Here is a 13,254-nt window from a genome sequence, read left to right as displayed (position 1 = left end):
AGAAATTATTTGGGGATGTTCTTATCAAAAGTAAGCGTATCAAAAAAGATCCTCAGGGAGATCAGTTTACCATCCTTTGCTTTCCAGATTTCCGCCACATCACCATTAATGGCTGCACCGTTGGGAAATACGAAATCATAATTGCCGGTAACGCAGGCGTTGCTGCCATCGATGATCATTTCTTTTACCCGCATGGATTGAAAGGTGCGGGAGAAGCGTTTTATCACTTCGATATAAGCGGCTTTTCCTACAGCGGGCTCCGGGTTGGTCATGTTACCGCCAATGAATGTAAAATCATCAGCAATAACAGACTCCCAGCCTTCTTTCTTTGCAAAGCCGTGGTAGTAGGTTTCCAGGAGTTGCTTTGTTGAGGTTGAGTTTTTCATTTTTTTTATTTTTGTGATCAGCAAAGTGGATTAAAAGATATTGCACTTTGCAAGTGAAAATACCGAAAGTTATTGTAAATTGCAAGTACTTTAAATATTTCCTATGAATAAAACAAGATCGGATTGCCCCATCAGTTGCTCCCTGGATGTTTTTGGTGATAAATGGTCACTGCTCATAATAAGGGACATCATGCTCAGGGGGAAACTGTCTTACAGCGAATTCCTGGAATCGGAAGAAAAGATAGCGACCAATATCCTGGCCAACAGGCTGAGCGTGCTGGAGGCGGAAGGTATACTTTCCAGGAAGGTGTCGCCTGCCAATAAGTCGAAGTTTATTTACAGTCTTACCAAAAAGGGGATCGATCTCTTACCCATCATCATCGAGATAATGGACTGGGGCGCAAAATACAATGAGAACTGTCCACGCAGGGAACTTGGAAAGAAAATAAAGAAAGATAAAGCTGCCGCTATTAAAGAATACTTTGCCAAACTGAAGAAACAATTTACATGATTGATCAATGCAGGCGGTAACCCTTCCCTGGTAATTCTGCGTTACAACTCCCTTTCTTTCCTCTCTGCTTCTTTTATAATTATCCCCAAAGCCATCTCAAAAAAAGCGTCTTTTATATTACCTACAAGTCATTTTTGCGCTTATCTTAGTATGGTATTTATGCTTAGAGAAAACCGTCATTTTTAGTTGCCCGACAGTAGCTCAACCAAAATAGAACCTGTTCCTGTAACACGACCAAACGTTCAAGATCATGTAAACAACCTGTAAATCTAAACACGCGTGTGTAATACTCAACCAAATATCAGTTTCATTTAAAACAACAGAACATGAGAAAACCTCTCCGGCTATTAGTGACCTTGTCACTGATACTGCTAATGTTGCCCAACGCTGCTTATGCGCAGGAACCCAAACCCGTTACCGGCATTGTGTTGGCCGACGATGGTAACCCGCTGCCAGGCGTTACCGTCAGGATTAAAGGCAGCAACCGTAACACTCAAACGGATGTAAAAGGTCATTACCGCATCGGGGTGAATCCCAGCGATGTCCTGGAGTTCTCTTTCATTGGCTATGAAAGCCAGCACATCCCTGTAGGGAACAACAGTACTATTGATGTAAAGATGCTCACTTCCTCCAGCTCACTTGAACAGGTGATTGTAACGGGTATGGGGATCAAAAAAGAAAAGAAAGCGCTTGGCTATTCGGTACAGGATATTAAGTCGGCAGAGCTTCTGAAAAACAAAGACCCTAACCTTGTCAATTCCCTCAACGGGAAAATTGCAGGGCTGAACATCACCAACTCCGGGGGCGCGCCCGGCGCTTCTGCCTCTATTATCATCCGCGGGGGCACCTCGCTGGAAGGCAATAACCAGCCGCTGTTCATCATTGATGGTATGCCAATGGACAACTCCACTGGGCAGGGCGATAACAGTGCATTCGACGGCTCCATTAACCAGAGCACCACCTATAGCAACCGTGCAATGGATATCAACCCTGAAGATATAGAATCTATCTCCGTACTGAAAGGACCTGCTGCAGCGGCGCTTTATGGCCTTCGTGCCGCCGCCGGCGCTATTGTTATCACCACCAAAAAGGGTACAGCCGGCAATATAGCCGCTTCTGTTACCAGCCGTTATATTACCAACTGGGTAAACAGGCTGCCTAAACAGCAAAGCGTTTATAAGCAGGGTTCCAAGTACAACGGCACCTTTACGGACCAGACGCCGCTGTCGTGGGGAAACAAATTTGAGCCGGGTGATAAGATCTACAACAATATGAAGGATTTCTTCAAAACGGCCAACGCGTTCGATAACAGCTTCACCGTTTCAGGAGGTACTGCTAATGGCAATTTCTACTTGTCCGGTTCCAACCTGAACCAATCGGGCGTAGTACCTTCTACCGACTTTAACCGTTCTACTGTGCGGTTCAACGGTGAACAGAAAATAGGTATTTTCACCTTTGGCGTAAATGCTACCTATGCCCGCAGCGAAACCCAGAAAACGCTTACAGGAAGCGGCTTATGGGCTTCCGGTGGATCAGGCTATATGGAAAGTATAGTAGCGTGGCCACGGAATGATGATATGAAAGTATGGCTGAACGCCGATGGCTCCAAGCACCGGCTGCTGCCGGATATCCCGTTGGATACCGATATCGACAATCCCTACTGGATCATTAACCGCAACCCACAAACAGACAAAACCACCCGCTTTATAGGCTCTGCATATGTAAATGTAAAAGTGACGAGTTGGTTTGACGCCACTTACCGGCTGGGAGTTGACAACTATTATACACAGCTGCGGAATTTAATTTCCCCCGGCTCCAGTGTAAAAGAAGGCTGGCAAAATGGTATGCTGTCTGAAACCGACCGCAACTACAATTATGTGAATTCGAACCTGATGCTCAATTTCCATAAAACGTTTCATAAAGACTGGGACGCGAGCCTTTTGCTGGGAGCCACTACCGAAGACGCCTACACGAAATCCAACTCGGCCCGTGCAGAAAATTTCACCATACCCAGTTTTATCAGCATTAACAACGCTGCCAAGGAAAACCAGTACATCATCCAGGGAATTTCCCGCAGAAGGCTGGCGGGTTTCTATGGCGACCTGCGGTTGTCTTACAAGAACATCGTATTCCTGAGCGCCACCGGGCGTAACGACATCGCCTCCACCCTTCCCTCTCAGAACCAATCGTTCTTTTATCCTTCCCTCAGCGGAAGCCTGGTGTTCACAGAACTGATACCGAAGAACAATATCCTGAGCTTTGGTAAGCTGCGCGCCTCCTGGGCGCAGGTGGGAAAAGATGCGCCCACGTACCAGACCAACACCTACCTGTTCGGGCCTGAGCTCACCATTGGCGGCGGCTTCCGCAATTACTGGTCGAGAGGAAATGATAACCTGAAACCGGAAACCACCACTTCCACTGAGTTTGGTACCGAAATGCGTTTCCTGAACGGGCGACTAGGATTTGACTTCACCTGGTATGTTACCAACAGCCGCGATCAGATCCTGACACCCCGTGTAAGTAATGCCACCGGTTATATTCTCAGCTCTGTGAATACCGGTACCATTGAAAACAAGGGTATTGAAATATCCATCAACGCTACACCCGTGAAGCGGAAAAATTTCAGCTGGGACATCATGCTCAATGCTTCGCATAACAACGGTGTGGTAAAATCCCTGCCAGGCTCCCTGCCCATCCTGTATGTAACCGATGTACACCTTGCGGTGGGCCAGGCTGCATCCTTTGACCACGGCGTGTTTATGGGGGTGAGTGGTTCTGTTTGGCAGAAGGATGAAAACGGCAACCTGATGCTCGACTGGAATACCGGCTATCCTATTACCGCCACTTCCCTTACTACGTATATAGGTGACCGTGAGCCTGATTTCCTGGGAGGATTAAACAACAGTTTTAATTATAAGCAGTTTAACTTCTCTTTCCTCTGGGATTTCCGGGTAGGCGGAGATGTGTATAACGGCACAGATTATCTTCTTACCTCTTATGGTTTGAGTGAACGGACCTTGAACAGGGACAGTGAAATTTCCTTTACCGGCGTAGCTAAAAACCCCGCTACCGGGAAATTTGAACCGGTAACCAGAACGGTGACAGCCTCCGAAAAATACTATCGCGACATATACATAAAGAATGCGCCTTTCTTCCTGGAGAAAGTGAACTGGATGAGGCTCCGTTCTGTTTCCCTTTCCTGGTCGCTCCCAAAAACATGGCTTAATGGGGCACGCTGGCTAAGAGATGCCACAGTAACCGCTACAGGTACCAACCTGGTACTGTTTACCAACTATTCCGGTATGGATCCTGAAACCAGCACCGCCGGCGCAGGAGTAATAGGTTCCGGTTCTTCCGGTATCGATTATTGCGGTGTGCCTGCCACAGCAGGGTTTGCCATTGGTTTAAATCTTAAATTCTAAACGTGCGGAAAATGAAAAAAATATTCTTGCTCCTCAGCCTGTCGTTTATCCTTGCCTCCTGTAAGAAATGGGTGGATGTGAACGACAATCCTAATAGCGCCAATTCAACCGTACCTACTGCAGAACAAAGGCTGCCTCCACTCATTGCGCAGTTCTGCGATGCGTACGAAAGCACCGGCACCCGTTGCGCTTATCTTTCACAACAACTGGCAACTGTATATTCCAGCGGTGGCAGTAACTACAATCTTACTGCATGGGTATCCAACACCACCAATATACAATGGCCCTGGCAATGCTGGTATGTAAATACCGCCGTGAACGTAACACCGCTGATCACTGCCGCTGAAAAAGTACAGGCTTACCACTACATCGGCGCCGCCAAGATCATTAAAGCATGGGGCTTTGGCACACTATCAGACGTATTTGGTATGATGCCTTATGACCAGTTTGATGATCCCTCCACCATCACGCCTAAATTTGACCAGGGCGCCTACATTCAGGAAAAGGTACTGGCACTGCTGGATGAAGCCATCGCCGACCTTCAGAAAACACAGGGGCCTGCTGCGCCGCCACTGTCCAAGGGAGATATCCTCAACAACGGCAGCACGGATAAATGGATACGCCTGGCCTATGGCTTAAAGGCCCGCCTGCTGAACCATACTTCGGGATTACCTAACTTCAACGCACAGGCGGTGCTGGACGCCGCATCAAAAGGCGCACAGTCGAAAGACCAAAGCAGCGTGATGCAATATGTGGATGAAGGACCGACGGTAACCTCCTCTGCCAAAGAAGCCCTGCAATACACCAATACATCCACTACCGCCAGGATCACCAAGCTGTATATGGACTATCTCACCAACAATTATACAGGCGCGCCTAAAGGAGCCACTGATATGGAAGATCCGAGAATAGACCTCCTTATTCCCAGCACCCAGGACAGAAACGGTGCAATGCATCGCACGCAGGCAGTGGATATGACCTCCGGGCTTACCAACACCCGGCCTCTATCTTACACTTACAATGCTAATACCAATACATTTTCCAACCAGGACTCCATTTACGTGATCCTGCGCAAAACGCCATATGCACCAACGGCTACCGACCGAATACAGTCGACCGGCACCTGGTATACCCGCAGGGGCGCTAAAGGCCTGTTGTTCACCAATGCGGAATTGCGCTTTATTGAAGCGGAGATCTTCATTAAACAGTCGAAGAACACAGAGGCGCTAACTGCCTACAAAGCGGGCATCCGTGCGCATATGGAGCTGATGGATATTCCTGCGGGCACTATAGACGCATTCCTGAACAGCAGCTCCGTGGTGCAATCGCCGGCACTGCTCACCATCAGCCATATCATGATCCAGAAGTACATTGCCTTGTCGTACTCCCCGGAAAACTGGGCCGATCTGCGCCGGTTGAATTACTGTACTGATGCAGCCGGAAATTATAATGAGGCAACAGGCGTTTATAAAGGATTTAAACGTCCTGCGCATGTGAACAGCCTGTACTATCCTGCTCAAACCGACTGGCCACGCCGTTTTGCCGTGCCAAGTTATGAGATCAATTATAACAGTGAGCAGGTGCTGAGCGCTGATCCTACAGCAGGCAGCCCTACTTATATCAGTCAACCGGTATGGTGGAATAAGAAGTAATAATGTTTGTTATAAGAAAAAAGGAGATGACGGGTGGTCATCTCTTTTTTTCTTATAAGATCTCCGGGCCATCACATCATTATGCAGTTTTCGTCTTTCTTCTGCGGACCTGTTGGCTGACGAGGTTGTGGCTGTGGTTTCGGTTTTCTTTCCTCTTGCACTTTTGCCTCCATTTCATGGTATGCAGCATCCATTTTTTGGAAGGAGGTCAGCAATGTTTCAAATATCTCCGGCATCTGGGACAATGACATTTTCATAGCCGACCTGCTCTCAAATATCAGCCCCGTTTCTCCGCTCATCATTTCGCTGGCAGCATGCAGTTTAAACTTTTCAATAGCTTCATGGGCTGTGGGATTAATTTCACTGATGCCCGCCAGGTTGTTCTCTGAGAACACATCGCCGGTAGCTCCTGCTTCTCCTTCCGCCAGGGAATGTTCTATATCGCCCTTCTTTTTATTGATCATACTCAGCAGCATTTGTTCAATGGTGATGCTATGCGCCTGTTCCTCTTTTTTGGTATCTGGTGTAAATACCCTGTCGGTGGGTGCTTTGCGGATAGTTCTGCCAAGCAAGCCATCCTGTTTTCCCCAGATGTATGCTGCCACCTCTTTAATAAACATCTCCTTCATTCTCGGGCTCAGCTGGGCAAATGCCATATCCAGCGATGTTCTGCTCATAAACCCGAGATACTCTTTTGCATATCTCTTTTGTTCGCTTCCCATACTGGCATTTACATAAGTTCTCAGGATAAAAAATATCCCGGCGAGCGCGGCGGAATCTGGCTTTTCAATTTCATCTCTCTGCTGTTTCTCCATATCAAGCCCCGACCAGATTGACCCTTCCGGTAATTTTCCCTCTGTGAGCACATTGTGCGTGATCATGTAATTTTCTACCAGGGCGCCGAGAGAACTGCCTGCCGTTGCCTGAACGGATACTTCAGGATCATCTTTCTTTACATTGATGTAACTCTCAAATGCGTGATGCCGCCAGTCGAACTCGAATTTTGTTTCCATCCCCTCTACTTTTGAGCTAACGCCGGGATATGGCTGCTGATCGCCGCTATCGAATTGTCCACCTTTCCATAACGGGTTTAACGCATACCAATCCGGTTGTACTTTTCCTTTTAAGAGATCCGTACTTTTGTTTGATGCTCTCCAGAATTCCCCGGCCTTTACCCATGCCTCCGCAACCTTCTTTAACTCCTGGGGACTATCGATCTTGAAATCCACCGCTTTTTGTACAAACTCGATTACATATAACCGGTAAGCATGTTCACTATTATCAGCTTTTACTTCATTGTCGAGTGTTACATCAATTTTACCGTCTATTTCTCCCAATTTAAATTCCTCCAATGTGATATCTTCACTTTCAATCAGGTTTTGTCCTTCGCTTCCTTTTTTTGCACCGATAATAAAATAACCATCTGTTACTTCTGCCTCCATGCCAAATAAACCGGTTCTCCTGGCCAGCTGCGCCACACTACCGGTAACGGGCACACGTTGCAGTGGGGCGGTGCCCTGGCTTGTTTGCAGCGCCTTCATTCCCATTACATCAGCTTCCTGCTCCAGCGAATGGTCATCATTGACAGCGATGGATTTCATTTGCCGCGTAACAGGCACCCGGCCCTGCTTCTGCTGTACTACATGCCATGCTTCATGGGGAAGATGACGTTCCTGGCCCGGGGCAATATGAATATCACTTCCCTGTGCATAAGCATGCGCCTGCATCTGGAAAGGCTTATCTGAGTTATAATGTACTTTTACATCATCCAGCGAAAAACCGGATAAAGACTCTACGCCGGTTTTCAGATTGTCGGGCAACCCGGTTTGATTGCTTTTCTTCTGTACCACACCAGTTGTTTGTGGCGCAGGAAGAGCAGCTCCCTTCCCGGTGGCGTTACCGGCAACAGCTTTACTACCTGGAACAGGCGTTGCACTTCCATGATCTTTAGACATAGCATACTGTTTAGTTAAGGTACATCATCATCCTTTAAAAATGGCTGCAGGAAAAAATGCATGATCAGCAATCCAAGCACAAACCCGATACCCAGTATAGCCAGTACACTGGTTAGCGGTACGCTGTGGCACTCCTCGGGCACACTGCTGATACCTACAAACGGCATCTCCTTATTGAGGAAAAGCGCCATGAACCCGCTCACCACTGTAAGCAGGATCAATGCGATCAACAATATCAGCAGCTTCTTCCGCCACTTCCAGTCGTCTCCCTGTGTTTTTACAAAATAAAAATAGGCAGCGCCGGCAATGAGAAATAGAACAAAGAAACCAATGGTGAAATAAACGAAATAGGTATCTCCTTCGTATTGAGATATATCTACGCTGCATGGATCCTTGAACAGGATAGTATAAATGTGCAGCTCTCTTTTTACGCGCTGCCAGAAAGTTAAATTTTTCGGGATGGGCGGATACAGGGAAACCGTGTCCAGGAAAAGCGTATCGGTTACCACGAATTTATCTACCAATGCATCAGAAAGGTCAGTGGTACCGTTATCTGCGCCCAGGGTCCACAGGGCTATACCGCCCAATTTATTCTTCAGCACAAAATCATACTTCATAGACATACTGATGCCATCATCAAACCAGATTTCTTCTTTCACTACACCATACTGATCTTTTACTTCTATAAAAAACGTGGCCGTAGTTTCATCAAAGATAGGAACGGTATCGGAAGGATACTGTTTACGGATGTCGCTGTAAGTAACATAACGGCTGAAAACATCGGGGTTGCCATCCCTTCCTTTTTTCCATACAGCGCCATAGTAAGGCAGTAAGAGAGAAACCTGCGAAGGTGGAATGTCGCCCTGTAGATACCGGGAAATAGCGCCGGACAAAGACTTTGAAGGGTTGCCATCCAACGGCGCCAGCGGGCCGGCTGTTTCTCCGCCGGCCTGTGTAAAATCGATGATAAATAAATCCACATAGCTATGCAGTGCGCGCAGGTCGTAGTTGTAAGAAGGATCATAAGGCGGCACCACTACATTGATCTTAAAATTTTCATTCGCTTTCTTCAATGCGCCGGAGAGCGTAATGATAAAATTGCTGAAAGCAGTACGCTGATGATCCGGTAAGGCCTGGAAATAAATAGTAACGCCATCTGCTTTCTGTTGTGCCAGCAAACGGGCAAGGCTATCCGAAAATACTGCCTGTGCATTTTTACTTTTCAGCAATGCAAGTATGTTACTGCTTTTCTTATCCAGAAAAAGAAACTGCAGGTTGCATCCTGCCGATACTGCATCAGGAATGGATTTCACCTGGTCCTGCTGAAAGGCCGGCTGTATACGACCGGTTTGCCCGTCTACCAGGTAACCAAGAAAACTATAGGTACTAAGCGCATTAAAATTGTAGGTAGTATAATCCTGCTCCATCCAGTATGGCTGGATTCCCATTACATTCACTTTCTGTGAAAGACGCACCAGGTAACGAGCCCCGAGGCTGTCGCTCATCCTCAATGTATCCACCTGATCCGGCGGGCGCCCGTATAGTGAGCGCACGGTATTCAGGTGTGCGGCTTTTGTATTCTCCGCATCCTGCTCTTCACTTTTCTGTTGCAGGATAGGCATCATCTTATCTACCAGCGCGTCGAGGTCTGTTCCGGGTACAGGGTTATCCGGTTCCTGTACAGCTTTTTTACCAGCGGTATCCGCTGATGAACCAGCAGGTTCAGTAGCATGACTTGCAGCAATCTGATTCAGCAATGCCATCAGCGAGTCAAATTGCTGGTTCTCTTTTTTTGTTAATGCTTCATTTAATTTCCGTATGTCGTCCTTACTAACTACCAGTGAATCTGTTAAAGTTTGGTTGATAATATATAAAACGCGTGCGCGCTCGCGCGCGTGAGCATTATATCGGAAACGGAAGGCTTTTAAAATTCGTTGTATAAGTTTCGTATTGACAGAAGTATCCGACGGCAGCTTTGGAGGCTTCGGCAATTTAGGCACTGGTGGCGGCTTTGGAGGCTTTGGCAATTTAACCGGCGATTCCTGGAAATAACGATGCATACCCGCGCTGCTGCCGTATACGGTCTTGTTGCAGTGAAAAAAAATGAAGCATGCAATTAATAGGGCGGTTATTTTTTGAGCGGGATTCATCAGGATGCTTAAGAGAAATAAAAGATAGAAAAATATTTTTTCAAATAAAAATATTTAAATCGCTTTTTTGAATTTATATTGTGGCATCAACTTGAAAACTCGAAATCATTCTCAAAATAACGGACCTCTTTCAGCCCGGAAAATTTACAGGACAGTACGCATCACACGGTAAGAATTAAATACAATTCCAATGATCTATGAAGCCCTTAGCTGTGTTACAGAAGATATTAACAATAGCCTGAAGCGAAAATTACAGATCAACGAAGATAAAATGATCCTCTCCGGTATAGTCAACCAGGACGGTTCCATTGCCATACAGGGAGAAAACAAAATGCTTGTAACGCTTGTCAATGTTGAAAAAGAAACAGCGAGAACATCCGTATCAAATAACGGCGCCGGTATGTACAACACTTCAGCAGCAGCCGTATCCATCAATCTCTATGTGTTATTTTCTGCCTACTTCAGCAGCAGCAACTACGCACAGGCGCTAAGATTCCTCTCATACACCGTTGCATTCTTTCAATCAAAAAACACCTTTACCGCGCAAAATACTCCATCGCTGGATGCGGGTATCAGCAAACTCGCATTTGAACTGGAAAGCCCGGGGCAAGACAGGCTAAACAACATGTGGGCCACGCTGGGCGCGAAATACATGCCATCCGTATTGTATAAAGTGCGCATGCTTACATTCGACGATTCGATCATTAAAGAATACAGGCCGGCTATTGCAGGCACCGCCGGAGATATGTTACCGGCAAGATAACCTTATCCTTAGCTAGTTGAAAAATATGAATGAAACAACAATATGAAATACTGACTACTATCCGTTACCGTCACGATTTTTTCCAGGCGCTATTCTATGAAGGCATTGGCATCCGCATACCTGCTGCTACCGGAAAACAATTACTGAATGCTGATCTGGTGCTTAAACAACAGGCATCCGGCTTTACGTTGCTGTATAATACTCTGAGCGCCGGGAAGCGGAGCAGGAGCGACCTGCTGAACAGTAACATAACACTGGTATTTGAAGTAGTACTGAAAGATCCGTTGTTTTATAACTACACAGCTATTGATACAAGTGATATTACCTCACAGTGTTTTATGTTTGGTAATGATGCCGCGAATGCCGCGGGCGTTTTACACCGGCATGCCTATGTTGATGCGGCAGACCTGCGCGGGGCAGACGAGTTGCAGGAAACATACTTTACAAAACCATTCGGGCTACTGGTGCTGACACTGGATGGATCGCTGCTCGATAATTACGGGATACACTTTAAGACAAGGAGCACATACTGGTGTTATTATCTGATGAGTGAACAGCTGGCTGCACTGGCTCACCCGGTGATACTGAACAACAACGGTGTATCCTGTTTCAGCGAACCGCTGCTGGCAGCGCTCCCGGAAAGAAACCAGGTTCCCGTACTGGTATCCAACGACCCTATTCTGCTTTCAGACAGAAGTGCTGATATATTCAAACTGGCAGACAGGATGCCGGATAGCAACAACAAACACAAGGTCATCATCTCTCCACTCCCTTCACCGGAGATCAACAGGATATCTGCTGCAGGAAAATCATGGTATACCAATGGTAAAACGTACTCGGAAATATTTTTATACTAAACAAAAAAACACCTAATATGGCATCAACCTTCATGACCCCAGGGGTTTATATTGAGGAGAAAAATGCGTTCCCCAGTTCCATATCCGCTGTGGAAACTGCAGTGCCTGTATTTATAGGCTATACGCAGAAAGCAGAAAGGAATGGTAAATCCCTTGTTCACAAGCCTACCAGGATCACCTCCTTCGCGGAGTACCTGGAATACTTTGGCAGTGAGTTCAAACCTAAGTTCACGCTGGCGGATGCAGATCCCAAGGTGAAGCAGGAAACCTTTAACATCAACGGTAAGCCTACCGTGGTGCAGATCAAAGACAACAACACTGCTTACTTCTACAACAGCATCAGGCTGTTTTTTGGTAACAGCGGAAGTCTTTGCTACATCCTCTCGGTGGGCACCTACGGCGGCCAGGCGGATGGCTTCACCATTGCGGCCGACGACTTCATCGGGTCTGACAGCAAGCCTAATGTTTTCACCCTGCTGGAAAAGGAAGCGGAGCCCACGCTCATTGTAATCCCCGACATCATTGCATTGGGGGCTGATGCCTATACCTCGGTGTATACACAGGTGCTGCAGCACTGTGCGGACATGCAAAGCCGCTTCGGCATCTTTGATCTTGTAAAACAAAAACCCGCTGATGTACTGGAAGATGTGATAGGCACCTTCCGGGAACAGATTGGTGTAAATTCGCTCAACTATGGCGCGGCCTATCATCCATGGCTGAAAACCACCATTGTGCAACCCGATGAAGTAGATTTCGAAAACCTGGACGCCAGCGTTGACCTGGAGAAACTGTTACCTGAACCTGCAGCTGCACAGATCATCACCAAGTTCAAAACCAATGCCACACCAGATAGTAACACCAAAAAGAACTATCACCAGTCGCTCAAAGCGGCCAGCCCCACCTACGTGCATATACTGGAGGAAATACGTTCCCAGATGAACGAGCTTCCGCCAAGCGGCGCTATGGCAGGCATCTACACGCTGGTGGATAATTCACGCGGCGTATGGAAAGCACCGGCCAATGTGTCTGTAAGCATGGTATCAGCTCCCACCGTTAACATCTCCGGAGAAGAACAAAAAAATCTCAACGTAGATATCATGGCGGGAAAATCCATCAACGTGATCAGGCCATTTGCAGGCATAGGTACGCTGGTATGGGGAGCAAGAACACTGGATGGCAACAGCCTCGACTGGCGTTACATCAACGTAAGGCGCACGCTGATCATGATCGAGCAATCCGTAAAACTGGCCACCCGCGCTTATGTGTTTGAAGCCAACGATGCCACTACATGGATCACTGTAAAAAGCATGATCAACAATTTCCTGCAAAACCTCTGGAAACAGGGAGCGCTGGCCGGCGCCGCACCGGAACAGGCTTTCGATGTACAGGTAGGTATTGGCACTACTATGACGCCACAGGATATCCTGGATGGTAAAATGCTGATCACGGTGAAAGTAGCGCTCACACGCCCTGCGGAATTTATCGTTATCACCTTCCAGCAGCAAATGCAACAATCATAACCCGCACAAAAATTTATTCAATAACTTCTAAAACTTAC

9 protein-coding genes are annotated in these 13,254 nt (G+C 47.1%); 6 read left to right on the top strand and 3 right to left on the bottom strand.

The genetic code is table 11. The features are described from left to right. Positions 1-5: 5 nt before the first annotated feature. Positions 6-386, bottom strand: a complete 381-nt coding sequence (locus tag FN124_RS20660) for a nuclear transport factor 2 family protein (RefSeq protein WP_142686691.1) — start codon at positions 384-386, stop codon at positions 6-8. A gap of 103 nt (positions 387-489) precedes the next feature. On the opposite strand from FN124_RS20660, the gene FN124_RS20655 reads away from it, so the two are divergent. The 3 genes from FN124_RS20655 (at position 490) to FN124_RS20645 (ending at position 5,971) form a co-directional block, all read left to right on the top strand. Further along, positions 490-897, top strand: coding sequence for a winged helix-turn-helix transcriptional regulator (locus FN124_RS20655; RefSeq protein ID WP_142686690.1), 408 nt, complete (start codon positions 490-492; stop codon positions 895-897). Positions 898-1,223: 326 nt separating this feature from the next. Next, the gene (locus tag FN124_RS20650; protein ID WP_221887849.1) at positions 1,224-4,319 is read left to right on the top strand and encodes a SusC/RagA family TonB-linked outer membrane protein; all 3,096 of its coding nucleotides are present in this window, start codon (positions 1,224-1,226) and stop codon (positions 4,317-4,319) included. Between the two features lie 11 nt (positions 4,320-4,330). Continuing rightward, on the top strand, positions 4,331-5,971 hold the full coding sequence (locus FN124_RS20645) for a SusD/RagB family nutrient-binding outer membrane lipoprotein (protein ID WP_142686689.1): 1,641 nt from the start codon (positions 4,331-4,333) through the stop codon (positions 5,969-5,971). A gap of 71 nt (positions 5,972-6,042) precedes the next feature. Here the strand turns inward: FN124_RS20645 and FN124_RS20640 are convergent, their stop codons facing one another. Together FN124_RS20640 and FN124_RS20635 are read right to left on the bottom strand one after the other, a co-directional pair. Further along, on the bottom strand, positions 6,043-7,926 hold the full coding sequence (locus FN124_RS20640) for an eCIS core domain-containing protein (RefSeq protein ID WP_142686688.1): 1,884 nt from the start codon (positions 7,924-7,926) through the stop codon (positions 6,043-6,045). Between the two features lie 14 nt (positions 7,927-7,940). Then, the gene (locus FN124_RS20635; protein WP_185937293.1) at positions 7,941-9,689 is read right to left on the bottom strand and encodes a glycosyl hydrolase family 18 protein; all 1,749 of its coding nucleotides are present in this window, start codon (positions 9,687-9,689) and stop codon (positions 7,941-7,943) included. A gap of 577 nt (positions 9,690-10,266) precedes the next feature. Here FN124_RS20635 and FN124_RS20630 point away from each other — a divergent pair. From FN124_RS20630 to FN124_RS20620, 3 genes are read left to right on the top strand one after another with little or no spacing between them, the layout of a single operon-like run. After that, positions 10,267-10,839, top strand: coding sequence for a contractile injection system cap protein (locus FN124_RS20630; protein ID WP_142686686.1), 573 nt, complete (start codon positions 10,267-10,269; stop codon positions 10,837-10,839). 29 nt (positions 10,840-10,868) lie between these two features. Next, on the top strand, positions 10,869-11,696 hold the full coding sequence (locus tag FN124_RS20625; RefSeq protein ID WP_142686685.1) for a hypothetical protein: 828 nt from the start codon (positions 10,869-10,871) through the stop codon (positions 11,694-11,696). A 17-nt stretch (positions 11,697-11,713) separates the two neighbouring features. Further along, a complete protein-coding gene (locus FN124_RS20620; protein ID WP_142686684.1) occupies positions 11,714-13,216 on the top strand; it encodes a contractile injection system sheath protein in 1,503 nt (500 codons plus the stop codon). Positions 13,217-13,254: the final 38 nt, after the last annotated feature.

It is taken from the genome of Chitinophaga polysaccharea (genome assembly GCF_902150045.1).
GTDB lineage: Bacteria > Bacteroidota > Bacteroidia > Chitinophagales > Chitinophagaceae > Chitinophaga > Chitinophaga polysaccharea_A.
This window is presented reverse-complemented; position numbering and strand designations above follow the sequence as displayed.

Coding starts and splice junctions, on each gene's coding strand:
- FN124_RS20660 (WP_142686691.1), bottom strand. CDS start 386: ATGAAAAACTCAACCTCAACAAAGCAACTCCTGGAAACCTACTACCAC.
- FN124_RS20655 (WP_142686690.1), top strand. CDS start 490: ATGAATAAAACAAGATCGGATTGCCCCATCAGTTGCTCCCTGGATGTT.
- FN124_RS20650 (WP_221887849.1), top strand. CDS start 1,224: ATGAGAAAACCTCTCCGGCTATTAGTGACCTTGTCACTGATACTGCTA.
- FN124_RS20645 (WP_142686689.1), top strand. CDS start 4,331: ATGAAAAAAATATTCTTGCTCCTCAGCCTGTCGTTTATCCTTGCCTCC.
- FN124_RS20640 (WP_142686688.1), bottom strand. CDS start 7,926: ATGTCTAAAGATCATGGAAGTGCAACGCCTGTTCCAGGTAGTAAAGCT.
- FN124_RS20635 (WP_185937293.1), bottom strand. CDS start 9,689: ATGGCATTGCTGAATCAGATTGCTGCAAGTCATGCTACTGAACCTGCT.
- FN124_RS20630 (WP_142686686.1), top strand. CDS start 10,267: ATGATCTATGAAGCCCTTAGCTGTGTTACAGAAGATATTAACAATAGC.
- FN124_RS20625 (WP_142686685.1), top strand. CDS start 10,869: ATGAAACAACAATATGAAATACTGACTACTATCCGTTACCGTCACGAT.
- FN124_RS20620 (WP_142686684.1), top strand. CDS start 11,714: ATGGCATCAACCTTCATGACCCCAGGGGTTTATATTGAGGAGAAAAAT.